The sequence below is a fragment of the Streptomyces anulatus genome (assembly GCF_014650675.1).
In the GTDB taxonomy this organism is placed as follows: domain Bacteria; phylum Actinomycetota; class Actinomycetes; order Streptomycetales; family Streptomycetaceae; genus Streptomyces; species Streptomyces anulatus.
Genome location: NZ_BMVK01000001.1, coordinates 424,794 through 445,472 on the forward strand (window position 1 = coordinate 424,794; position 20,679 = coordinate 445,472).

18 protein-coding genes are annotated in these 20,679 nt (G+C 72.4%); 12 read left to right on the forward strand and 6 right to left on the reverse strand.

What is annotated here, in order from left to right:
• Positions 1-62 precede the first annotated feature (62 nt).
• From IE272_RS01890 to IE272_RS01905, 4 genes are all read right to left on the reverse strand, one after another.
• A complete protein-coding gene (locus IE272_RS01890) occupies positions 63-824 on the reverse strand; it encodes a response regulator (RefSeq protein WP_229897180.1) in 762 nt (253 codons plus the stop codon).
• A complete protein-coding gene (locus tag IE272_RS01895) occupies positions 821-2,104 on the reverse strand; it encodes a sensor histidine kinase (RefSeq protein ID WP_050358005.1) in 1,284 nt (427 codons plus the stop codon). The genes IE272_RS01890 and IE272_RS01895 overlap by 4 nt, the downstream gene beginning before the upstream one ends.
• A 158-nt stretch (positions 2,105-2,262) precedes the next feature.
• Positions 2,263-2,541, reverse strand: a complete 279-nt coding sequence (gene pspAA, locus IE272_RS01900) for a PspA-associated protein PspAA (RefSeq protein ID WP_007451206.1) — start codon at positions 2,539-2,541, stop codon at positions 2,263-2,265.
• Positions 2,542-2,550: 9 nt separating this feature from the next.
• Entirely contained in the window at positions 2,551-3,336 is a 786-nt protein-coding gene (locus IE272_RS01905; RefSeq protein ID WP_050358004.1) for a PspA/IM30 family protein, read from the reverse strand.
• A 319-nt stretch (positions 3,337-3,655) separates the two neighbouring features.
• On the opposite strand from IE272_RS01905, the gene IE272_RS01910 reads away from it, so the two are divergent.
• The 3 genes from IE272_RS01910 to IE272_RS01920 all read left to right on the forward strand — a co-directional run bounded on the left by IE272_RS01910 (position 3,656) and on the right by IE272_RS01920 (position 6,212).
• Complete coding sequence (locus tag IE272_RS01910; RefSeq protein ID WP_007451204.1) at positions 3,656-4,255, forward strand: DUF3043 domain-containing protein; 600 nt, start codon at positions 3,656-3,658, stop codon at positions 4,253-4,255.
• Positions 4,256-4,383: 128 nt separating this feature from the next.
• Positions 4,384-5,046 carry a class I SAM-dependent methyltransferase gene (locus tag IE272_RS01915; protein ID WP_050358003.1) on the forward strand — a complete coding sequence of 221 codons (663 nt, stop codon included), beginning with the start codon at positions 4,384-4,386 and terminating at the stop codon, positions 5,044-5,046.
• Between the two features lie 77 nt (positions 5,047-5,123).
• Positions 5,124-6,212 carry a S1C family serine protease gene (locus IE272_RS01920; protein ID WP_190006107.1) on the forward strand — a complete coding sequence of 363 codons (1,089 nt, stop codon included), beginning with the start codon at positions 5,124-5,126 and terminating at the stop codon, positions 6,210-6,212.
• 66 nt (positions 6,213-6,278) lie between these two features.
• Here the strand turns inward: IE272_RS01920 and IE272_RS01925 are convergent, their stop codons facing one another.
• Positions 6,279-6,488 (reverse strand): hypothetical protein, encoded by a 210-nt coding sequence (locus tag IE272_RS01925; protein WP_030080718.1) that lies wholly within the window; start codon positions 6,486-6,488, stop codon positions 6,279-6,281.
• A 78-nt stretch (positions 6,489-6,566) separates the two neighbouring features.
• Between IE272_RS01925 and IE272_RS01930 the strand changes: the two genes are divergently transcribed.
• From IE272_RS01930 to IE272_RS01940, 3 genes are all read left to right on the forward strand, one after another.
• Positions 6,567-7,769: a bifunctional adenosylcobinamide kinase/adenosylcobinamide-phosphate guanylyltransferase gene (locus IE272_RS01930; RefSeq protein WP_190006108.1), complete on the forward strand. Its 1,203-nt coding sequence runs from the start codon at positions 6,567-6,569 to the stop codon at positions 7,767-7,769.
• A gap of 157 nt (positions 7,770-7,926) precedes the next feature.
• The gene (cobT, locus tag IE272_RS01935) at positions 7,927-9,042 is read left to right on the forward strand and encodes a nicotinate-nucleotide--dimethylbenzimidazole phosphoribosyltransferase (protein ID WP_190006109.1); all 1,116 of its coding nucleotides are present in this window, start codon (positions 7,927-7,929) and stop codon (positions 9,040-9,042) included.
• A 177-nt stretch (positions 9,043-9,219) separates the two neighbouring features.
• Positions 9,220-9,984, forward strand: a complete 765-nt coding sequence (locus IE272_RS01940; protein ID WP_057662183.1) for a hypothetical protein — start codon at positions 9,220-9,222, stop codon at positions 9,982-9,984.
• On the opposite strand, the gene IE272_RS01945 is transcribed toward IE272_RS01940, so the two are convergent.
• The gene (locus IE272_RS01945; protein WP_057662186.1) at positions 9,882-10,646 is read right to left on the reverse strand and encodes a hypothetical protein; all 765 of its coding nucleotides are present in this window, start codon (positions 10,644-10,646) and stop codon (positions 9,882-9,884) included. The genes IE272_RS01940 and IE272_RS01945 overlap by 103 nt on opposite strands.
• A gap of 88 nt (positions 10,647-10,734) precedes the next feature.
• Between IE272_RS01945 and IE272_RS01950 the strand changes: the two genes are divergently transcribed.
• The 6 genes from IE272_RS01950 to aceE all read left to right on the forward strand — a co-directional run bounded on the left by IE272_RS01950 (position 10,735) and on the right by aceE (position 20,606).
• Positions 10,735-11,517 (forward strand): adenosylcobinamide-GDP ribazoletransferase, encoded by a 783-nt coding sequence (locus IE272_RS01950; RefSeq protein WP_190006110.1) that lies wholly within the window; start codon positions 10,735-10,737, stop codon positions 11,515-11,517.
• A gap of 226 nt (positions 11,518-11,743) precedes the next feature.
• Positions 11,744-13,291, forward strand: coding sequence for a leucyl aminopeptidase (locus tag IE272_RS01955; protein ID WP_050357996.1), 1,548 nt, complete (start codon positions 11,744-11,746; stop codon positions 13,289-13,291).
• A 369-nt stretch (positions 13,292-13,660) separates the two neighbouring features.
• Positions 13,661-15,049, forward strand: coding sequence for a dihydrolipoyl dehydrogenase (gene lpdA / locus IE272_RS01960; protein ID WP_050357995.1), 1,389 nt, complete (start codon positions 13,661-13,663; stop codon positions 15,047-15,049).
• A 62-nt stretch (positions 15,050-15,111) separates the two neighbouring features.
• The gene (gene sucB, locus IE272_RS01965) at positions 15,112-16,899 is read left to right on the forward strand and encodes a 2-oxoglutarate dehydrogenase, E2 component, dihydrolipoamide succinyltransferase (RefSeq protein ID WP_190006111.1); all 1,788 of its coding nucleotides are present in this window, start codon (positions 15,112-15,114) and stop codon (positions 16,897-16,899) included.
• 148 nt (positions 16,900-17,047) lie between these two features.
• Positions 17,048-17,671, forward strand: a complete 624-nt coding sequence (locus IE272_RS01970) for a GntR family transcriptional regulator (protein ID WP_190006112.1) — start codon at positions 17,048-17,050, stop codon at positions 17,669-17,671.
• A gap of 265 nt (positions 17,672-17,936) precedes the next feature.
• Entirely contained in the window at positions 17,937-20,606 is a 2,670-nt protein-coding gene (gene aceE, locus IE272_RS01975; RefSeq protein ID WP_056706481.1) for a pyruvate dehydrogenase (acetyl-transferring), homodimeric type, read from the forward strand.
• The last annotated feature ends 73 nt before the right edge of the window (positions 20,607-20,679 follow it).

The following is a 20,679-nucleotide window of genomic DNA, read 5'->3' on the forward strand; positions in this document are numbered from 1 at the left end:
GCTTTCTTATGCCGCGCATACCGCAGGTGGAGTACGCCGCAGTACGCCGGAACGCCATCCGGTCAGTCCGCCCGGGGACGCACCAGGCCCGATTCGTAGGCGATTACCACCAATTGGGCCCGGTCCCGGGCTCCCAGCTTGGCCATCGCCCGGTTCACATGGGTCTTGACGGTGAGCGGGCTGACCGCGAGCCGCTCGGCGATCTGGTCGTTGGAGTGGCCGCCCGCGACCAGCACCAGCACCTCGCGTTCGCGGCCGGTGAGCGCCGCCAGCCGCTCCGCGTACTCCGCGCTGTCCGGCCCTTCCCCCGAGCTGCCGCCCTGGGCCAGGAACGTGGCGATGAGCCCCTTGGTCGCCGCCGGGGAGAGCAGCGCCTCGCCGGCCGCGGCGATCCGGACGGCGTTGAGGAGTTCCTCCGGCTCCGCACCCTTGCCGAGGAAGCCGGAGGCCCCGGCGCGCAGCGACTGGACCACGTACTCGTCGACCTCGAAGGTGGTGAGCATGACCACCCGCACCGCGGACAGCTCCGGGTCGGCGCTGATCATGCGGGTGGCGGCGAGTCCGTCGGTGCCCGGCATCCGGATGTCCATGAGCACCACGTCCGCGCCCGTGGCACGGGCCAGCTCGACGGCCTGGGCCCCGTCCGCGGCCTCGCCGACCACTTCCATGTCGGGCTCGGAGTCCACCAGCACCCGGAACGCGCTGCGCAGCAGCGCCTGGTCGTCGGCGAGCAGCACCTTGATCGGCGCCCGGGGCGTCGGCTGCGGCACGGACGCCTGCGCCGGCGCCTCCTGCGGTGCGGGCTTCGGTGTCGGCTGGGTCATCGGCGGAGCCCCGTCCCGCCCGCTGTGCCCGGCCGCTCCGGTTCACCCGTGCGGGCCTCGACGGGAAGGATCGCATGGACCCGGAATCCGCCGCCGTACCGAGGCCCCGCGGTGAGGGCGCCGCCGAGGGCGGTGACGCGTTCGCGCATGCCGACCAGGCCGTGGCCTCCGCTGTCCAGGTCCTCGTCGGCCGCGGAGCCGGGGCGCCGGCCGGTGCTCCCCCGGCCGTTGTCGAGCACGGTGACCTCGGCGGTGGCGCCCACCCGTACGACGCTCACCTCGGCCTTGGCCCCGGCGCCCGCGTGCTTGCGGACGTTGGTCAGGGCCTCCTGGATGACCCGGTACGCGGCCAGGTCGACGGCGGCGGGCAGCCGGTTCCCGTGGTCGGAGCAGGCCACCTCGACGGGGAGCCCGGCGTTGCGGAAGGTGCCGACCAGCTCGCCGAGCACGGCGAGCCCGGGGGCCGGCTCGGTGGGCGCCTCGGGGTCGCCCTGCTGACGCAGGAGACCGACGGTGACCCGGAGTTCGTTGAGCGCGGAGCGGCTGGCGTCGCGGACGTGGCCGAGCGCCTCCTTGGCCTGGTCCGGGCGCTTGTCCATGACGTGGGCGGCGACCCCGGCCTGGACGTTGACCAGGGCGATGTGGTGGGCGACGACGTCGTGGAGGTCCCGGGCGATCCGCAGCCGCTCCTCGGCGACCCGGCGGCGGGCCTCCTCCTCGCGGGTGCGCTCGGCACGCTCGGCGCGTTCCCGGATGGCGTCGACGAACGCGCGTCTGCTGCGTACGGCGTCCCCGGCGGCCCCGGCCATCCCGGTCCAGGCGAACACGCCGAGGTTCTCCTGGCTGTACCAGGGGGTCGAGCCGAAGAACATGGAGGCCGCCGTGAGCGCCCCCATCGTCAGCAGCCCGACCCGCCAGGTGGTGGGACGGTCGGTGCGCGAGGCGACGGTGTAGAGGGCGATGACCGTGCCCATGACGACCGGGGCGGGCGGGTCCATCAGGATGTACTCGGTGGCCGAGAGGGCCCCGGTGGCGGCGAGCACCGCCATCGGACGCCGTCGCCGCAGGACCAGGGCCACGGAGGCGAGGACCATAAGGAGCACGCTGAACGGCTCGGGGGTGCGGGTGCCGAAGGTCGGCCCGTGTCCGGTGCCCGGGTCCGCGAACGAGCCGCAGATCATCGCGACGAGGGAGCCGAGGGCGAGGGCCGCGTCGAACGCGAGGGGATGGTCCCGGAGCCAGCGGCGGGCGCGCGCGAAGCCGGACGAGAGGGTGGTCACGTCCAGCTACGGTACGCGGCAGGTCCTCGCGGGCGTACCTCTTCCCCGGGGAGGGCCGGGAGCAGCCCTGCCCCGCGTCCGGCGGACCGGGCGCGGGGCAGGGGTGCTCGGGATGCTGGTGCGGCGATCCACGGGCCCGCCGGGGCCGGCCCGTGGATTCAGTTGGGGATGAGCCCGCCGTCGCTGAGCATGGCCCGTACGTCCTCGAGGGTGGCGTCGGGCGCCGGCAGGATCAGCTCGGACGGCTCCAGGGAGTCGTCCGGCAGCGGAGTGCCGAGCTCGCGCACCTTGTCCAGGAGCGCGTGGAGGGTCGTGCGAAAGCCGGGGCCGTCGCCGCTCTCCATCTCCTTGAGCAGGACGTCGTCGAGCTCGTTCAGTTCGACGACGTGACTGTCGGCCAGCTTGACCTGGCCCTCCCCCATGATCCGTACGATCATGACGCTGCCTTACTGCTTGTCGAACTTGTGCGGGGACGACTGCTGCGACGGCGACGCACCATCCTGCGCGCCGCCCTCGATGGCCTGCTGCGAGGACGAGGAGCCGCCGGCCAGCTCGGCCTTCATGCGCTGCAGCTCCAGCTCCACATCGGTGCCGCCGGAGATCCGGTCCAGCTCGGCGGCGATGTCGTCCTTCGCCGTGCCGGTCGGGTCGTCCAGGGCGCCGGATGCGAGCAGCTCGTCGATGGCGCCGGCCCGCGCCTGGAGCTGCTGCGTCTTGTCCTCGGCCCGCTGGATCGCGAGGCCGACATCGCCCATCTCCTCGGAGATGCCGGAGAAGGCCTCGCCGATCCGGGTCTGGGCCTGGGCCGCCGTGTAGGTGGCCTTGATGGTCTCCTTCTTCGTGCGGAAGGCGTCGACCTTGGCCTGCAGCCGCTGGGCCGCGAGGGTGAGCTTCTCCTCCTCGCCCTGCAGCGTCGTGTGCTGCGTCTCCAGGTCGGTGACCTGCTGCTGGAGGGCGGCGCGCCGGGACAGCGCTTCGCGCGCCAGGTCCTCGCGGCCCAGCGCCAGCGCCTTGCGGCCCTGGTCCTCCAGCTTGGACGACTGGCCCTGCAGCTGGTTCAGTTGCAGCTCCAGGCGCTTGCGGGACGTCGCCACGTCGGCGACGCCGCGGCGCACCTTCTGAAGCAGCTCCAGCTGCTTCTGGTACGAGTAATCGAGGGTCTCGCGCGGATCCTCGGCCCGGTCAAGGGCCTTGTTTGCCTTCGCGCGGAAGATCATCCCCATACGCTTCATGACACCGCTCATGGGCTTCGCGCGCCCCCTTCTGACGGACTGAGCTCCAGCACTCCCGATAGAACCCACAGTACGGGCCCTGTCTCTATTACCGCACTGTTCGGACGTCGATGTGCTCCTCCCCAAGGACGACTGCACCCCGGGAACACTCCCGCCCAGGGTGTAGGTGAGGCCCCGGAACATTCTTGTGACGGGCACGGGAACGGGCGGTTGACACCCGTATCGCCCCGTCGGGACACATGTGGGGACGCCGTCCGTTGCCGGATCGTTCCCGCCCGGGTCTCCGGGTCCGCGCGCCGACCCCGTACCCTTGGGTTTTGTGTTCCGTAGCCGTGCCAAGACAGAGAAGGCCCCCACCGACAAGGTGACGGCGGACCTCTCCCAGCAGCCCCGCGACCCGCAGGCTCCCAAGGGTCGCCCCACCCCCAAGCGCAGCGAGGCCCAGACGCAGCGCCGCCGTGCCGCGTCCAGCGCGCCGACCGACCGCAAAGCGGCCATGAAGCGCCAGCGCGAAGCACGCCGCACCGACCTGGCCAGGCAGCGTGAGGCGCTCGCGTCGGGCGACGAGCGCTACCTCCCGGTCCGCGACAAGGGCCCGGTCAGGCGCTTCGTCCGCGATTACGTGGACTCGCGCTTCTGCATCGCCGAGTGGTTCCTGCCGCTCGCCGTGATCATCCTGATCCTCAGCGTGATCCAGGTGCAGAACATCCAGAGCATCTCCCTGCTGCTCTGGCTCGGCGTGATCATCCTGATCGTGATCGACTCGATCGGTCTGTCGATGCGCCTGAAGAAGCAGCTGCGTGAGCGCTTCCCGGACACGCCGAAGCGCGGAGCCGTGGCGTACGGCCTGATGCGCACGCTCCAGATGCGTCGACTGCGGCTTCCGAAGCCGCAGGTCAAGCGCGGAGAGCGGCCCTGAGCACGGAGGCCTCCGGCTTCACCGGGGTCTCCTCGGCGTGGCTGGCAGGTCTCGGCGGCGTACGCAACAGGGTCCGCCAGGAGCTCGTCGCGCGGCAGCTGGACGAGCAGATAGCCGGGCGGTTCCCGGTGGGGCAGCGGCTGCGCGTCCTGGACGTCGGCATGGGCCAGGGCACCCAGGCGCTGCGGCTGGCGCGGGCCGGTCACTCGGTGACCGGCCTGGAGTCGGACGCCGAGATGCTGACGGCGGCCCGTGAGTCGCTGGCGACCGAGCCCGAGGGCATCCGGGAGCGGGTCAGGCTCATCGAGGGCGACGGCCGGGACACCGGCGTGCACTTCCTGCCCGGCAGTTTCGACGTGGTGCTGTGCCACGGCGTCCTGATGTACGTCGAGGAGCCGGACCCGATGCTGGCCGGGCTCGCCCGGATGCTGGCGCCCGGCGGGCTGCTCTCCCTGCTCGTACGGAACGCGGACGCGCTCGCGATGCGCCCGGGGCTCGCCGGTGACTTCGGCGCGGCCCTGACCGCCTTCGACACCGCCACGTACACCAACCGCCTCGGCCTCACCGTGCGGGCCGACCGGCTCGACGCGCTGCGGGCCACCCTCGCGGGGATCGCCGCGCCGCTGCACGCCTGGTACGGGGTGCGGGTCTTCACGGACAACGTGGCGGACGGGACGGAGCTGCCGGCCGAGGAGCTGGAGCGGGTCCTGACCCTGGAGGACCGGGCCGGGCGGACCGACCCCTACCGGGGTGTGGCGGCGCTGCTGCATCTGTGCGGCGTGCGCGGCTAGTACGGGCGTCACGGGGAGCGGGCCCGTTCGGCCCATCAGTTCGGGCACCCGAACGGGGCGGACCCCAGACTCCGGATATGGACGTATCCCCCTCCCGCAGCCGCGCGCGCAGGCTGCTGCTCCCCCTGTCCGCCGCCGTCTGCGCCATCGCCCTGGCGGGTGGCTGCTCCGGTACGGGTCCGGCGGCTCCGGCCCCCGAGGCCAGTGCGTCCGGTACGGCGCAGGGTTCGGTGAAACGCGCCCCCGACGACCTGGAGAACGCCTACCAGGCCGTCATCAACGACGTACTGCCGTCGGTGGTGCAGATCGACGCCTCGGAGGGCCTCGGTTCCGGGATCGTCTACGACGACAAGGGGCACATCGTCACCAACGCCCATGTGGTCGGCGACGAGAAGACGTTCAAGGTCAGCGTCGCCACCGGGGAAGCGGTGCTGAGCGCCTCGCTGGTCTCCTCCTACCCGGAGCAGGACCTGGCCGTCATCAAGCTCGACGAGGTGCCGGACGGGCTGAAGCCCGCGGAGTTCGGCGACGCGGAGAAGGTCGAGGTGGGGCAGATCGTGCTGGCGATGGGCTCGCCGCTCGGCCTGTCCAGCAGCGTCACCCAGGGCATCGTCTCGGCGCTCGGCCGGACCGTGAGCGAGAGCAGGGCGGGCGGCGGCACGGGGGCGACGATCGCCAACATGGTGCAGACGTCCGCGGCGATCAACCCGGGCAACAGCGGCGGGGCGCTGGTCAACCTCGACAGCCAGGTGATCGGCATTCCGACCCTCGCGGCGACCGACCCGCAGATGGGCGACAGCGCGGCGCCGGGCATCGGCTTCGCGATCCCCGTCTCGATGGTGAAGACGGTCGCCGACCAGATCATCAAGGACGGCAAGGTCACCGATTCGGGCCGGGCCGCGCTGAACATCACGGGCCGCACGGTCGTCGACGACAACTACCGCCCCGCCGGGGTGGCGCTGGTCAGCGTGGACCGGGGCGGCGCGGCGGACGACGCGGGGCTGAAGCCCGGGGACACCATCACGAAGATCGGGGACAGCGAGGTCACCACGATCACCTCGCTCTCCGAGGCGCTGGCCGGCGACAAGCCGGGCCAGAAGGTGACCGTCACGTACACGCGCGACGGCGACAGCCGGACGGCGGAGGTCACGCTCGGGGAGATCTGAGCCTCCTCCGACAGTGGAAAGGGCGGTACGGGTCTCCCGTACCGCCCTTTCCGTGTCGGCCGAACCTCAGGCGCTGTCGGCCTGCAGGCTCATCGGGCCGTAGATCTTGGTGGTGTCCTCGAAGAGCGTCACCTGTGCGGCGCCGCCCTCCAGGAGCTCTTTCCAGTACTCACCGATCCAGGACTCCGCGTCGCCCTGGGTGGTGAACTCCTCCGGCTGCAGCGCCGGCTCCGTCTCCGTACCGTCGGACTTCTCGAACCGCCACGTCCACGCCATGCCAGCCTCCTGGGTCACGTTGCTTCCCGAAGCGTAGCCGGACGCGCACCTCGCGCGGGGACACGGGAGGATCAAGGTGTGGAACTGACTCTGCTCGGCACCGGAGCCCCCGACGGGCTGCCGCGCCCCTCCTGTCCCTGCGCGGCCTGCGCCTCGGCCCGCGGCCCGTGGGCGCGGGCCGCGACGGCGCTGCTGGTCGACGACGCGCTGCTGCTGGACCTCACCCCCGGGGCGGAGTTCGCCGCCGCCCGCGCGGGGCATTCGCTGGGCGCGGTCCGGCAGGTGCTGCTGACGCACCCGCACGACGGGCCCGCCGTCGAACTGCCCGCCCTGCTGCCCCCGGCGGGCCGGGTGCCGGACGGCCAGGTCCTGACGCTGATCAGCGGGCACCGGGTGCGGGCGATGGCGATGGACGCCCCGGGGACCGGGTACGAGGTGACCGGCCCGGAGGGCGAGCGGCTGCTGTACCTGCCGCCGGGGGCCGCCCCCTCCGGCCTGCCCGAACAGCTGGACCGGCCCCTGGACATGGTCGTCTGCGATGTGATCGGGCGGCCCGACGCGGTGGCCCGGCTACGGTCGGCCGGAGCGGTCGGGCCGGCCACCGAGGTGATCGCGGTCCACCTGGACCACGACGCCCCGCCGGGCCCGGCGCTGGACCGGCGGCTGGCGGCGGCCGGTGCGCGGGCGGTGCCGGACGGGACGACGCTGGTGGTGGGCGAGTACCACGCGGTGCCGGACGTACCGCGCCGGGTGCTGGTGACGGGGGGCGCGCGGTCGGGGAAGTCCCTGGAGGCGGAGCAGCGCATGGAGACGTTCCCGGAGGTGGTGTACGTGGCGACCGGCGGCCGCCGCGACGGGGACCCCGAGTGGGCGGCCCGGATCGGACTGCACCGGGAGCGCAGGCCCGGCGCCTGGCGGACCGAGGAGACCTGTCGGATCGCGGAGCTGCTGGGGGCGGACGGGCCGCCGCTGCTGATCGACTGCCTGTCGCTGTGGCTGACCGATGCGATGGACCGGGTGGACGCCTGGGAGGACGAGCGCTGGCACGGCGGCGGCGAGGCGGCGTTGCGGGAGCGGGTCGTGGAGCTGGTCGCCGCCGTGCGCGGGACCCGGCGGCAGGTGGTCCTGGTGACCAACGAGGTGGGGTCGGGGGTGGTGCCGGCGACGTCGGCGGGGCGGCGGTTCCGGGACGAGCTGGGGCGGCTGAACGCGGCGGTGGCGGCCGAGTGCGAGCAGGTGCTGCTGGTGGTCGCGGGGCAGGTGCTGGTGCTGCGGGGGTGAGGCCTCCGCCGGGGGCCGCCGCGGGCCGCCGGCCTCCCGCCCCCTCTCACGGTTACGGCACGGTTCCCGGGGCAGGCCGACCGGTACTGTTCCGGCAGGGGCCCGCCGTCGGGTTCCCGGACCGGACCCGACGTGACGACCCGCGAGGCAGACCTCCGTGAACCTGGACGATTTCTCCGACCTGATCCAACGCCCCGACGGGGGTGTGCGGCGCGACGCCGAGGAGCGGCGCGAGCGGCTGACCGTCCCCCCGGGGGCGCTCGGACGCCTCGACGAGCTGGGCGAATGGCTCAGCGCCGCGCAGCAGTCCGTGCCGGTCAGGGCCGTCGAGCAACCGCGCCTGGTCCTCTTCGCCGGTGACCACGGGGTGGCGGAGCTGGGTGTCTCGGGCCGACCGGCGGGAAGCGCGCACGAGCTGGTGCGGGCCGCCCTCGACGGGGCGAGCCCGGTCTCGGTGCTGGCCCGGCGCTTCTCGGTGCCGATGCGGATCGTGGACGTCTCCCTGGACTGCGATCCGGAGCTGCTGCCCGAGTCCGTGGTGCGCCACCGGGTGCGTCGGGGTTCGGGGCGGATCGACGTCGAGGACGCGATCAGCGCGGAGGAGGCCGAGCAGGCGGTCCGTCTGGGCATGGCCATCGCCGACGAGGAGGCGGACTCCGGCACCGATCTGGTGGTGCTCGGCGACCTCAGCGTGGGCGGGACCACCGCCGCGGCCACCCTCGTCGCGGCGCTCTGCGGGACGGACGCCTCCGTGGTGACCGGGCGCGGCGGTGCGGGCATCGACGACCTGGCGTGGATGGTCAAGTGCGCGGCGGTCCGGGACGCGCTGCGCCGGGCCCGGCCGGTGCTCGGCGACCAGCTGGAGCTGCTGGCCACGTCGGGCGGCGCGGATCTGGCGGCGATGACGGGCTTCCTGTTGCAGAGCGCGGTGCGCCGGATGCCGGTGATCCTGGACGGGGTCGTCTCGGCGGCCTGCGCGCTGGTGGCGCAGCGGGCGGCCTTCCGGGCGCCGGACTGGTGGCTGGCCGGGCAGGTCAGCGGGGAGCCCGCGCAGACGAAGGCGCTGGACCGGATGGCGCTGACCCCGCTGCTGGACCACGGTGTGACGGTGGGCGAGGGCAGCGGCGCGCTGCTGGCCCTGCCGCTGGTGCAGGCGGCGGCGGCGCTGGCCGCCGAACTGCCGGAGCGTGAACCGGAGAAGGCCGTGGACGACGAGGACGCGGAGTCGGCGCTGGAGTCGGAGTCGGCGGGAGCGGCCCTCGACGGAGCCTGAGGCCCCGGCTCCCCATCGCGCGGACGAGATCGGCATCACTCGGGTGTCGCTCAACTTCGCCATGTCCCGGTCCGTCTTCGAGAGGGGATCGCGGCGCCGGCGTGCGTCCTCGCCGATACCGCGTACCGTCCGTCAGATCGACCCGGGGGCCCGTTCCATGCTGTTCGAGAAGAGCGGATGAGCCGTCTTCCGGCCCTGCGCCGGGCGGCGGTACGGGAGTGGGGCCCGCTGGTCGCGGCCGTACGGCGGGGGCTCGCCGGACGCGGGGTGCGGGCGCTCGCGCTGACGGCGGGCGCGGTGGCGCTGACCGCGACCGTTCAGCTGACGCAGAACCAGGCGTGGGGCTACCGGCCGGTGCAGAACCTCGGAGCCGTACGGGCCGAGGACCCGCTCTGGCTCGCCCTCCTGCGTACGCCGCTGTCCCTGTTCGTGCCCGCGCTCGATCTGCCGGTGTGGGGTGCGCTGGCCCAGATCCTGCTGGTGTTCGGCCTCGCGGAGCTGTGTCTGGGGCGGTGGCGCACGCTCGCGGTGGCGTATCTGGCGACGCTGGCCGGGACGCTGTACGCGCGGATCGGCATCGCGCTCGGGCCGGAGGTCCTCCTCGGGCTGCCCGCCTCCGACGCGCAGGTGGTGGACACCGGCCCTTCGGCGGCCGTCGTGGGACTCGCGGTGTACGTCTGCCGTCAGCGGCGGGCCCGGTTGACCGGGGCGCTGGTGGTCCTCGCGATGGTGGTGGAGGTCCTCGTCAAGGACAACCTGGCGGGCCGCGAGCATCTGGCCGCCGTCGCCGCCGTCCTGGTGGTGTGCCGCGTACGGGAGTGGCGCGGGCGGCGGCGCGTTCAGGACCTGGGCGCGGGCGGCGGCGGGACGCGGTCCGGGGCGCCGCCGATGAGGTCCTGGAACTTCCGGCGCGGCCCGGCCCAGCGCACGTCGTGGTGGTAGGCCCGCAACAGTGCCCTGGAGCGGGCCCGGTGGCGGTTGCGGTAGAAGCGCCTGGCCCAGGGTGAGGTGGGGCGGGCCAGTCGGATCGCGCCGACCAGCGCGACGAAGGGGACGAGAGTGCCGAGCACCGCCATCCGCGCCTTGCCCTTGAACAGGGCGATCAGGACGAAGCAGAAGTTGATCACGTACGTCGTGATGACGCCGAGTCTCCCCTGCTGCTCCTCGTCGGTGACGTCGTCGACGCCGAGCGGCGAGAAGCCCGCCAGAACCAGCACCACCAGCGAGACGGTCAGCACGACCACCTCCACGCTCTGGCGGCCCTCCTCGGTCCAGTACACGTCGTCCAGATGCAGGATCAGGGCGAACTCGTCCAGCACCAGACCGGCCCCCACTCCGAAGATCACCGCGCAGATCCCGGCGGTCACGCCGTGCCGCCCGCTGGCCACCGCGCCGAATCCGCCGATCACCGACAGCACGACCCCGGGCACCACATGGTGGATGTGCACCCCGCCCGGGGTGATGTTGCGGAACGGGCCCTTCCCTGCCCGGATCATGCGGGTGATGGTGCGGGTGATCGCGAAGGTCAGGACGAACGCGGCCAGCGCGAGGAGCAGCGGCAGCTTGCCCGGCTCCGTGATGTTGTCGTGCCACCAGTGACCCATGCCACCCACTCCCGTTACGTCAGGTTTCGCGGCGATTGGCGCGTTTTGCCCAATCTATCGGTGGGGCCCAGCGGCTAGCCTGCGCGCGGTGACCTCCCTGAACAGCCACGGCATACGTTTCGCCTTCGGCACCCTGACCGTGCTGCCCGTCCGCGTGACCCGCTGGGACCGCGCGACCGCCCGCTCAGGAATGCTCTGCGCCCCGCTCGCCGGGCTCGTCGTGGGACTGCTCGCCGGGGCCCTCGGCTCACTGTCGCTGCTGGCCGGCTCGGGGCCGCTGCTCGCGGCGGTCGCCTCCGTCGCGGTGCCCGCCGCCCTCACCCGGGGGCTGCACCTGGACGGCCTGGCAGACACGGCCGACGGTCTCGGCAGCGGGAAACCGGCGGAGGACGCGCTGCGGATCATGAAGCAGTCCGACATTGGGCCGTTCGGTGTCATCACGCTGCTCCTGGTCCTGCTGGCCCAGGTCGCGGTCCTCTTCGAGCTGTACGGGGAGGGCTGGGCGCACGGGGCTCTCGGGGCCGTCGTCGCGGGCGCCGCCGCCCGTCTCGCGCTGACCCTGGCGTCCCGTCAGGGCGTCCCGGCGGCCCGGCCGGAGGGGCTCGGCGCGGTGGTGGCGTCCACGGTCCCGGGCGGGCGGGCGCTGCTCGCGGCGGTGGTGACGGTGGCGCTGTGCGCGGCGGCGGGCGCACTGCTCGGCCCGTACGGGGCGCTGCACCACGCGCTCGCGGTACTCGGCGCGCTCGCCGCCGCCGAACTGCTGCTGCGGCACTGCGTACGGCGGTTCGGCGGGGTGACCGGGGACGTCTTCGGGGGCGTCGAGGAGACGGCGGCGACAGCTGCCCTGGTGGTGCTGGCGCTCGGGACCTGACGGCGCGGCACATCGGGGCGACCGCCGCGACGGCCGCCCGACAGCCCGTCGCACCGGCCGGAACAGACCGCCGTAACAGTCGGGAACGGCCCGCCGCCGTCATGGAGCAGGAACCGCGCGCGTAGGCTCATTCCCGGCACATCGTCGGGGCGTCTACGATGCGCCGGGCACGGTCGGCCCACCCCTCGACCGAACTCGAACTCAACGGAAGCGAGATTTCACCACCGTGACTGCTCTCACTCTCAGCACTGCCGGTGCGGCGACGCTGCGCGCCGACGCACTCGTCGTCGGCGTCGCCAAGGGCGTCAAGGGCCCGGTCCTCGCGCCCGGCGCCGAGGCCGTGGACAAGGCGTTCGACGGAAAGCTCGCCGCCGTCCTCGCGACCCTGGGCGCCACCGGTGCCGAGGGCGAACTGACCAAGCTGCCCGCCGCGTCCGGCCTCAAGGCCCCGGTCGTCGTCGCGGTCGGCCTCGGTCCGGTCCCGGACAAGGAGGACGCCTACGACGCCGAGGCGCTGCGCCGCGCGGCGGGCACCGCGGCCCGTGCGCTGCACGGCTCCAAGAAGGCCGGCTTCGCGCTGCCCGCCGCTTCCGTCGAGGACGCGGCCGCCGTCGCCGAGGGTGCGCTCCTGGGCGCGTACGCCTTCACCGCCTACCAGGGCGGCGAGAACAAGCTGGCCCCCAAGGACGCGAAGTCCAAGGACAACGGCCCGAAGCTGCCGCTCGCCGAGGTGGCCCTGCTCGGCGCCAAGCCGCGCGACAAGGCCTACAAGGCGGCCGTCGAGCGCGCCCTGGCCCTGGTCGAGGAGATCAACCGCGCCCGCGACCTGATCAACACCCCGCCGAACGACCTGTACCCGGAGTCCTTCGCCGCCGTGGCCACCGCCGCGGGCAAGGAGCACGGCATCAAGGTCCAGGTCCTGGACGAGAAGGCCCTCGTCAAGGGCGGCTTCGGCGGCATCCTCGGCGTCGGCCAGGGCGCCGAGCGCGGCCCGCGCCTGGTGAAGCTCGCCTACACGCACCCGAAGGCGGATAAGACCCTGGCCCTTGTCGGCAAGGGCATCACCTACGACTCGGGCGGCATCTCGCTCAAGCCGGCCGGCCACAACGAGACGATGAAGTGCGACATGGCCGGCGCCGCCGCCGTGTTCGCCGCCGTCGTCTCGGCCGCCCGCCTGGGCCTGAAGGTCAACGTCACCGGCTGGCTGGCGCTGGCCGAGAACATGCCCTCCGGCAACGCCACCCGCCCCGGTGACGTGCTGCGCATGTACAGCGGCAAGACCGTCGAGGTCCTCAACACCGACGCCGAGGGCCGGCTCGTCCTGGCCGACGCGCTGACCCGCGCCTCGGAGGAGAAGCCGGACGCGATCGTCGACGTGGCGACCCTGACCGGCGCGATGGTGCTGGCGCTCGGCAACCGCACCTTCGGTGTGATGGCCAACGACGACGCCTTCCGCACGTCGATCCACGAGATCGCCGAGGAGGTCGGCGAGCCGTCCTGGCCGATGCCGCTCCCGGCCGACCTGCGCAAGGGCATGGACTCCCCCACCGCCGACATCGCCAACATGGGCGAGCGGATGGGCGGCGGCCTGGTGGCCGGCCTGTTCCTGAAGGAGTTCGTGGGCGAGGGCATCGCCTGGGCGCACCTGGACATCGCGGGCCCGGCCTTCCACGAGGGCGCGCCGTACGGCTACACGCCCAAGGGCGGCACCGGCTCCGCGGTCCGCACCCTGGTGCGGCTCGCCGAGCGCACCGCGGCCGGCGACCTCGGCTGAGTTCCCGCCTTCCGTCGCGTACGGCCCCGGGCATAGGTCCGGGGCCGTACGTGTTCTCGGAACGGAAGCGGCAAGGATGAGCGGCGGAGGACGGATGGGCGACGGAGGGCGAACGGGTTTCGCTCTCGACGAACACCGGCCGAATCCGTAGGTATCTACGCAGCAGTAACCCTCCGGAACGGACGATCATCCGTCCCGGACCCGGGCCCCGCGTCCCGCCCACCGTCGACAAGTGCGAAGATGGGTTCTCGGCAGGACAGGGCCCCCACCACAGGGCCGAAGACAAAAGCGGCCGCACACCAGCCGACCGGCCGGTCACACCCCAGCGACGGGGCCCGGCGTACGGCGCACATGCATGGAGGACGTGACGTGGCGAACGACGCCAGCACCGTTTTCGACCTAGTGATCCTCGGCGGTGGCAGTGGCGGTTACGCCGCGGCCCTGCGCGGAGCGCAGCTGGGCCTGGACGTCGCCCTGATCGAGAAGGGCAAGGTCGGCGGCACCTGCCTGCACAACGGCTGCATTCCCACGAAGGCACTGCTGCACGCGGGCGAGATCGCGGACCAGGCCCGCGAGTCGGCCCAGTTCGGCGTGAAGGCGACCTTCGAGGGCATCGACATGGAGGCCGTCAACAAGTACAAGGACGAGGTGATCTCGGGCCTGTACAAGGGTCTCCAGGGACTCATCGCCTCGCGCAAGGTCCACTACATCGAGGGTGAGGGCAAGCTCTCCTCCCCCACCTCCGTGGACGTGAACGGCCAGCGCATCCAGGGCCGCCACGTGCTGCTGGCGACCGGCTCCGTGCCGAAGTCGCTGCCCGGCCTGGAGATCGACGGCAACCGGATCATCTCCTCGGACCACGCGCTGAAGATGGACCGCGTCCCGAAGTCGGCGATCGTGCTGGGCGGCGGCGTCATCGGCGTCGAGTTCGCCTCGGCGTGGAAGTCCTTCGGCACCGAGATCACCATCGTCGAGGGCCTCAAGCACCTCGTCCCGGTCGAGGACGAGAACAGCTCCAAGCTTCTTGAGCGCGCGTTCCGCAAGCGCGGCATCAAGTTCAACCTCGGCACCTTCTTCGACAAGGCCGAGTACACCGAGGACGGCGTCCGCGTGACGCTCGCCGACGGCAAGACCTTCGAGGCGGAGCTGCTGCTCGTCGCCATCGGCCGCGGCCCGGTCTCGCAGGGCCTGGGCTACGAGGAGCAGGGCGTCGCGATGGACCGCGGCTATGTCCTGGTCGACGAGTACATGCAGACCAACGTCCCGACGATCTCGGCCGTGGGCGACCTCGTCCCGACCCTCCAGCTCGCCCACGTCGGCTTCGCCGAGGGCATCCTGGTCGCGGAGCGTCTGGCCGGTCTGAAGACCGTTCCGATCGACTACGACGGCGTTCCCAAGGTGACGTACTGCCACCCCGAGGTCGCCTCCGTCGGCATCACCGAGGCCAAGGCCAAGGAGATCTACGGCGCGGACAAGGTCGTCGCCCTCAAGTACAACCTCGCGGGCAACGGCAAGAGCAAGATCCTCAAGACCGCGGGCGAGATCAAGCTCGTCCAGGTCAAGGACGGTGCCGTGGTCGGCGTCCACATGGTCGGCGACCGTATGGGCGAGCAGGTCGGCGAAGCCCAGCTGATCTACAACTGGGAGGCGCTGCCCTCCGAGGTCGCCCAGCTCATCCACGCACACCCGACGCAGAACGAGGCGATGGGCGAGGCTCACCTGGCGCTGGCCGGCAAGCCTCTCCACGCCCACGACTGATCCCCCGGTCCCGGGCGCGACGACCGACCACTTCCGCAATTTCGTAAGGAGCAACTGAAACCATGTCGGTTTCCGTAACCCTTCCGGCGCTCGGCGAGAGCGTCACCGAGGGCACTGTCACCCGTTGGCTGAAGGCCGAGGGCGAGCGCGTCGAGGCCGACGAGCCGTTGCTCGAGGTCTCGACCGACAAGGTCGACACCGAGATCCCGGCCCCCGCGTCCGGTGTTCTGGCCTCCATCAAGGTCGCCGAGGACGAGACCGTCGAGGTCGGCGCCGAGCTGGCCGTCATCGACGACGGCTCGGGCGCGCCGGCCGAGGCCGCGGCCCCCGCCGCCGAGGCCCCCGCCGCCCCGGCCGAGGCTCCGGCCCCGGTCGCCGAGGCCCCCGCCGCCGCTCCGGCTCCCGAGGCGGCGGCTCCGGCCGCCGCCCCCGCCGGTGGCGCGTCCGGCACCGACGTCACCCTTCCGGCGCTCGGCGAGAGCGTCACCGAGGGCACCGTCACCCGCTGGCTCAAGGAGGTCGGCGAGGAGGTGGCCGAGGACGAGCCGCTGCTGGAGGTCTCCACGGACAAGGTCGACACCGAGATCCCCGCCCCGGTCGCCGGTGTGCTGCTGGAGATCGTGGTCGGCGAGGACGAGACCGCCGAGGTCGGCGCGAAGCTCGCCGTCATCGGCGCCCCGGGCGCGGCCCCGGCCGCCGCTCCGGCGCAGCCCGCCGCCCCGGCCCAGGAGGCCCCGAAGCAGGAGGCCCCCGCGGCTCCCGCCCCGGCCCCCGCCGCCCCGGCCCCCGCCGCTCCGGCCGCCCCCGCGGCTCCGGCTCCGGTCCAGGCCCCGGCGGCTCCCGCCGCCCCGGCCCCCGCTCCGGCGCAGCCCGCCCCCGTCGCCCAGGCGCCGGCCGCCCCGGCCGCGCCCTCCGGTGACGACGGCGCGTACGTCACGCCGCTGGTCCGCAAGCTCGCGTCCGAGAACAACGTGGACCTGAGCGCGGTCAAGGGCACCGGCGTCGGTGGCCGGATCCGCAAGCAGGACGTCGTCGCCGCCGCGGAGGCCGCCAAGGCCGCCGCAGCCGCTCCGGCCCCGGCAGCTGCCCAGGCAGCCGCCAAGGCGCCGAAGCTGGAGGCGTCCCCGCTGCGCGGTCAGACGGTCAAGATGACCCGCATGCGCAAGGTCATCGGCGAGAACATGATGAAGGCGCTGCACTCGCAGGCCCAGCTGACCTCGGTCCTCGAGGTCGACATCACCAAGCTGATGAAGCTGCGCAACCAGGCGAAGGCCGCCTTCGCCGCCCGTGAGGGCGTCAAGCTGTCCCCGATGCCGTTCTTCGTGAAGGCGGCGGCCCAGGCACTGAAGGCCCACCCGGTCGTCAACGCCCGGATCAACGAGGACGAGGGCACCATCACGTACTTCGACTCGGAGAACATCGGCATCGCCGTGGACGCCGAGAAGGGTCTGATGACCCCGGTCATCAAGGGTGCGGGCGACCTGAACATCGCCGGCATCTCCAAGAAGACCGCGGAGCTCGCGGGCAAGGCGCGCGGTGGCGGCCTGACGCCGGACGACATGTCCGGCGCCACCTTCACCATCAGCAACACCGGTTCGCGCGGCGCCCTGTTCGACACGGTCATCGTGCCGCCGAACCAGGCCGCCATCCTGGGCATCGGCGCCACGGTCCGCCGCCCGGTGGTCATCGACCACCCGGACCTCGGCGAGACCATCGCGGTGCGCGACATGACGTACCTCTCGCTCTCCTACGACCACCGTCTGGTGGACGGCGCGGACGCCGCCCGCTACCTGACGTCGGTCAAGGCGATCCTGGAGGCCGGTGAGTTCGAGGTCGAGCTCGGCCTCTGAACACCCCTGCTGTAACCAGCCTCACCAGCGGCGCCCCCGTCCGGAACTCATCCGGGCGGGGGCGCCGCCGTATTGTCTAAGCACCACGGGAGACCTACCGCCACCGTGATGATGTAGGCAGCACCGGTCTGCCCTGAAGGAGCCCTCCATGACCCCGCCCGTCGTCCACTCGCTGCGCGAACAGATCCGCGAGCACATCGTGGAGGGGATCGTCAGCGGGCGCTGGAAGCCGGGTGAGCGGATCGTGGAGCGCCGCATCGCCACCGAGCTGGAGGCCAGCCAGACGCCCGTGCGCGAGGCGCTGCGCGAGCTGGAGACGCTGCGGCTGATCGAGTCGGCCCCCAACAAGGGCGTCCGGGTCCGCAACCTCACGGCGGCCGATCTGGAGGAGAGCTACCCGGTCCGGGCCGGGCTGGAGCAGATCGCCGCGGAGCTGGCGGCCCCCCGGCTGGGCCGGGACTGCTCGGCGCTGGAGCCGCACGTGGCGGCGCTGTACGAGGCGGACCGGCTGGCCGACGGCGAGGCGCAGGTGCGGCACACGGTCGGCTTCCACCGGGAGATGGTGCGGGCGGCCGGGAACGCGGTGCTGCTGCACACCTGGGAGGGGCTGGGCATCGAGGTGTTCACGGCTCTGTCGATCCGCTGGCTGGGCACGGTGCAGAAGTCGTACGCGGAGGAGCACCAGGCGCTCATCGACGCGTTCCTCGCCGAGGACCCGGGGATCGGGGCCCTGGTGAAGGCGCACGTGCTGGGCTGCGCACCCCGCGCGTAGGCGTCCCCCGGACCCGATCATCTGGCGCCCCGTCTGCTCTTCCGTGCAGGTCAGCGCCCATTTTGTGCGCTATTTCGCGTCACTCCGTGCCCCATTTCGAGGCACCCCATGCCACTTTTCTTCGTATCGAGAAGTTTTGCCTTCAATCCTTTGATCGATCATCGATCAGCGCCTTACAGTTCATCTCGCGGGCCCACCGGCCCCATCGCTCTGTCCTGCCAGATAGAGCCTTCTCCACCCCCCTCCTCTCCGGAAGGCGGCGATCATGACCGACCCCGTAGGAAAGCTTCCGAGCGAGCTCGACCAGCTCCCGGACCGTGACCCCGAGGAGACCGCCGAATGGGCGGCCTCCCTGGACGCCGTCACCCAGGCCGCCGGCCCGCACCGTGCCGCGTACCTGATGCGCCGCTCGCTGCAGCACGCCGAGGGCGCCGGTCTCGCGCTGCCCAAGCTGCTGGAGACCGATTACGTCAACTCCATCCCGACCGCCGCCGAGCCCGCGTTCGACGGCGACCTGGAGATGGAGTCGAGGATCACCGCGTGGAACCGCTGGAACGCGGCCGCGATGGTCACCCGGGGCGCCCGGTACGGGGTCGGCGGCCACATCGCCACCTTCGCCTCGGCGGCCTGGCTCTACGAGACCGGCTTCAACCACTTCTTCCGCGGCAAGGAGGGGGACGGCTCCGGCGACCAGCTCTACATCCAGGGCCACGCCTCCCCCGGCATCTACGCCCGCGCCTTCCTCGACGGCCGGCTCAGCGAGCAGCAGCTCGACAACTTCCGCCAGGAGGCGGGCGGCGAGGGTCTGCCCTCCTACCCGCACCCCCGGCGGCTGCCCTGGCTGTGGGAGTTCCCCACCGTGTCGATGGGCCTCGGCCCGCTCTCGGCCATCTACCAGGCGCGCTTCAACCGCTATCTGGCCAACCGCAACATCAAGGACACGGCCAACTCGCACGTCTGGGCCTTCCTGGGCGACGGCGAGATGGACGAGCCCGAGTCGACCGCGGCCCTCGCGCTGGCCTCCCGTGAGCAGCTCGACAACCTGACCTTCGTCATCAACTGCAACCTGCAGCGCCTCGACGGCCCGGTCCGCGCCAACTTCCGCGTGGTCCAGGAGCTGGAGGCGCAGTTCCGCGGGGCCGGCTGGAACGTCGTCAAGACGCTCTGGGGCAACGCCTGGGACGAGCTGTTCCAGCTGGACACCACGGGCGCGCTGCTGCGCCGCCTGCGCGAGGTCCCGGACGCGCAGTTCCAGACGTACGCCACCCGCGACGTCGCCTACATCCGCGAGCACTTCTTCGGCGCCGAGCCCGCGCTCGCCGAGCTGGCGAAGCTGCTCACCGACGCGAAGATCGGCGAGTGTTTCTACACCTCGCGCGGCGGCCACGAGGCCCGCAAGGTGTACGCGGCGTACAAGGCGGCCGTCGAGCACAAGGGCGCGCCGACCGTGATCCTGGCCCAGACGGTCAAGGGCTACACGCTCGGCAAGGGCTTCGAGTCCAAGAACGCCAACCACCAGATGAAGAAGCTGTCGATCGACGAGTTCAAGGGCATGCGCGAGCTGCTCGGCCTCCCGATCCCCGACAGCGCCTTCGAGGACGGTCTCGTCCCCTACGGCCACCCCGGCGCCGACTCCCCCGAGGTCCGCTACCTCCAGGAGCGCCGTGCCGCCCTCGGCGGCCCCGCCCCCGCCCGCCGGGTGCACGCGGTGGCGCTTCCGCAGCCGGAGGAGCGCGCGTTCAAGGCCCTCTACAAGGGGTCCGGCAAGCAGGAGATGGCCACCACCATGGCGTTCGTCCGCCTGGTGAAGGACCTGATGCGGGACAAGGAGACCGGCAAGCGCTGGGTGCCGATCGTCCCGGACGAGGCCCGTACCTTCGGTATGGAGTCCCTCTTCCCGTCCGCCGGCATCTACTCGCCGCTGGGCCAGACGTACGATCCGGTCGACCGCGACCAGCTGATGTACTACAAGGAAGCCAAGGACGGCCAGATCCTCAACGAGGGGATCACCGAGGCCGGGGCCATGGCCGACTTCATCGCCGCCTCGACGTCGTACGCGACGCACGGCGAGACGATGATCCCGTTCTACATCTTCTACTCGATGTTCGGCTGGCAGCGGACCGGCGACCAGATGTGGCAGCTCGCCGACCAGCTCGGCAAGGGCTTCATCGTCGGCGCCACGGCGGGCCGTACGACCCTGACGGGTGAGGGCCTCCAGCACGCGGACGGCCACTCGCACCTGATCGCGGCCACCAACCCGGCCTCGCTCAACTACGACCCGGCGTTCGCGTACGAGGTCGCGGTGATCGTCAAGGACGGTCTGCGCCGGATGTACGGCCCCGAGGCCGAGAACGTCTTCTACTACCTGACGGTCTACAACGAGCCGAAGCCCCAGCCCGCGATGCCCGAGGGCGTCGAGGAGGGCATCGTCAAGGGCCTGTACCGCTTCAAGGAGGGCACGCCCGCGAAGGCGGACGCGCCGCGCCTGCAGCTGCTGGCCTCCGGTACGGCGATCCACTGGGCCCTGGAGGCCCAGGAGTTGCTGGCCGCCGACTGGGGTGTCACGGCCGACGTCTGGTCCGCCACCTCGTGGGGCGAGCTGCGCCGCGACGCGCTGGAGGCCGACGAGGCGCTGCTCCGCGGTGAGCAGCAGGTCCCGTACGTGACGCAGGCGCTCTCCGGTGCGCCGGGCCCGGTGCTCGCGGTCAGCGACTGGATGCGCCAGGTCCCGGACCAGATCAGCCAGTGGGTGGAGCAGGACTGGTCCTCGCTCGGCACGGACGGCTTCGGTCTCTCCGACACCCGCGCCGCGGCCCGCCGCCACTTCGGCGTCGACGCCCAGTCGATCGTGGTGGCCTCGCTGGCCCAGCTCGCCAGGCGCGGCGAGGTCCCGGCCTCCGCGGTCAAGGAGGCCCGGGAGCGCTACGGGCTCTGAGCCCACTCCCGTACAGAGCCGAAACCCCCGGTCACCGGAGCGGACGCGTCCGACAACGCGCCCGCCCCGGCGG

Coding starts and splice junctions, on each gene's coding strand:
- IE272_RS01890 (WP_229897180.1), bottom strand. CDS start 824: ATGACCCAGCCGACACCGAAGCCCGCACCGCAGGAGGCGCCGGCGCAG.
- pspAA (WP_007451206.1), bottom strand. CDS start 2,541: ATGATCGTACGGATCATGGGGGAGGGCCAGGTCAAGCTGGCCGACAGT.
- IE272_RS01905 (WP_050358004.1), bottom strand. CDS start 3,336: ATGAAGCGTATGGGGATGATCTTCCGCGCGAAGGCAAACAAGGCCCTT.
- IE272_RS01920 (WP_190006107.1), top strand. CDS start 5,124: ATGGACGTATCCCCCTCCCGCAGCCGCGCGCGCAGGCTGCTGCTCCCC.
- IE272_RS01925 (WP_030080718.1), bottom strand. CDS start 6,488: ATGGCGTGGACGTGGCGGTTCGAGAAGTCCGACGGTACGGAGACGGAG.
- IE272_RS01940 (WP_057662183.1), top strand. CDS start 9,220: ATGAGCCGTCTTCCGGCCCTGCGCCGGGCGGCGGTACGGGAGTGGGGC.
- IE272_RS01945 (WP_057662186.1), bottom strand. CDS start 10,646: ATGGGTCACTGGTGGCACGACAACATCACGGAGCCGGGCAAGCTGCCG.
- sucB (WP_190006111.1), top strand. CDS start 15,112: ATGTCGGTTTCCGTAACCCTTCCGGCGCTCGGCGAGAGCGTCACCGAG.
- IE272_RS01970 (WP_190006112.1), top strand. CDS start 17,048: ATGACCCCGCCCGTCGTCCACTCGCTGCGCGAACAGATCCGCGAGCAC.
- aceE (WP_056706481.1), top strand. CDS start 17,937: ATGACCGACCCCGTAGGAAAGCTTCCGAGCGAGCTCGACCAGCTCCCG.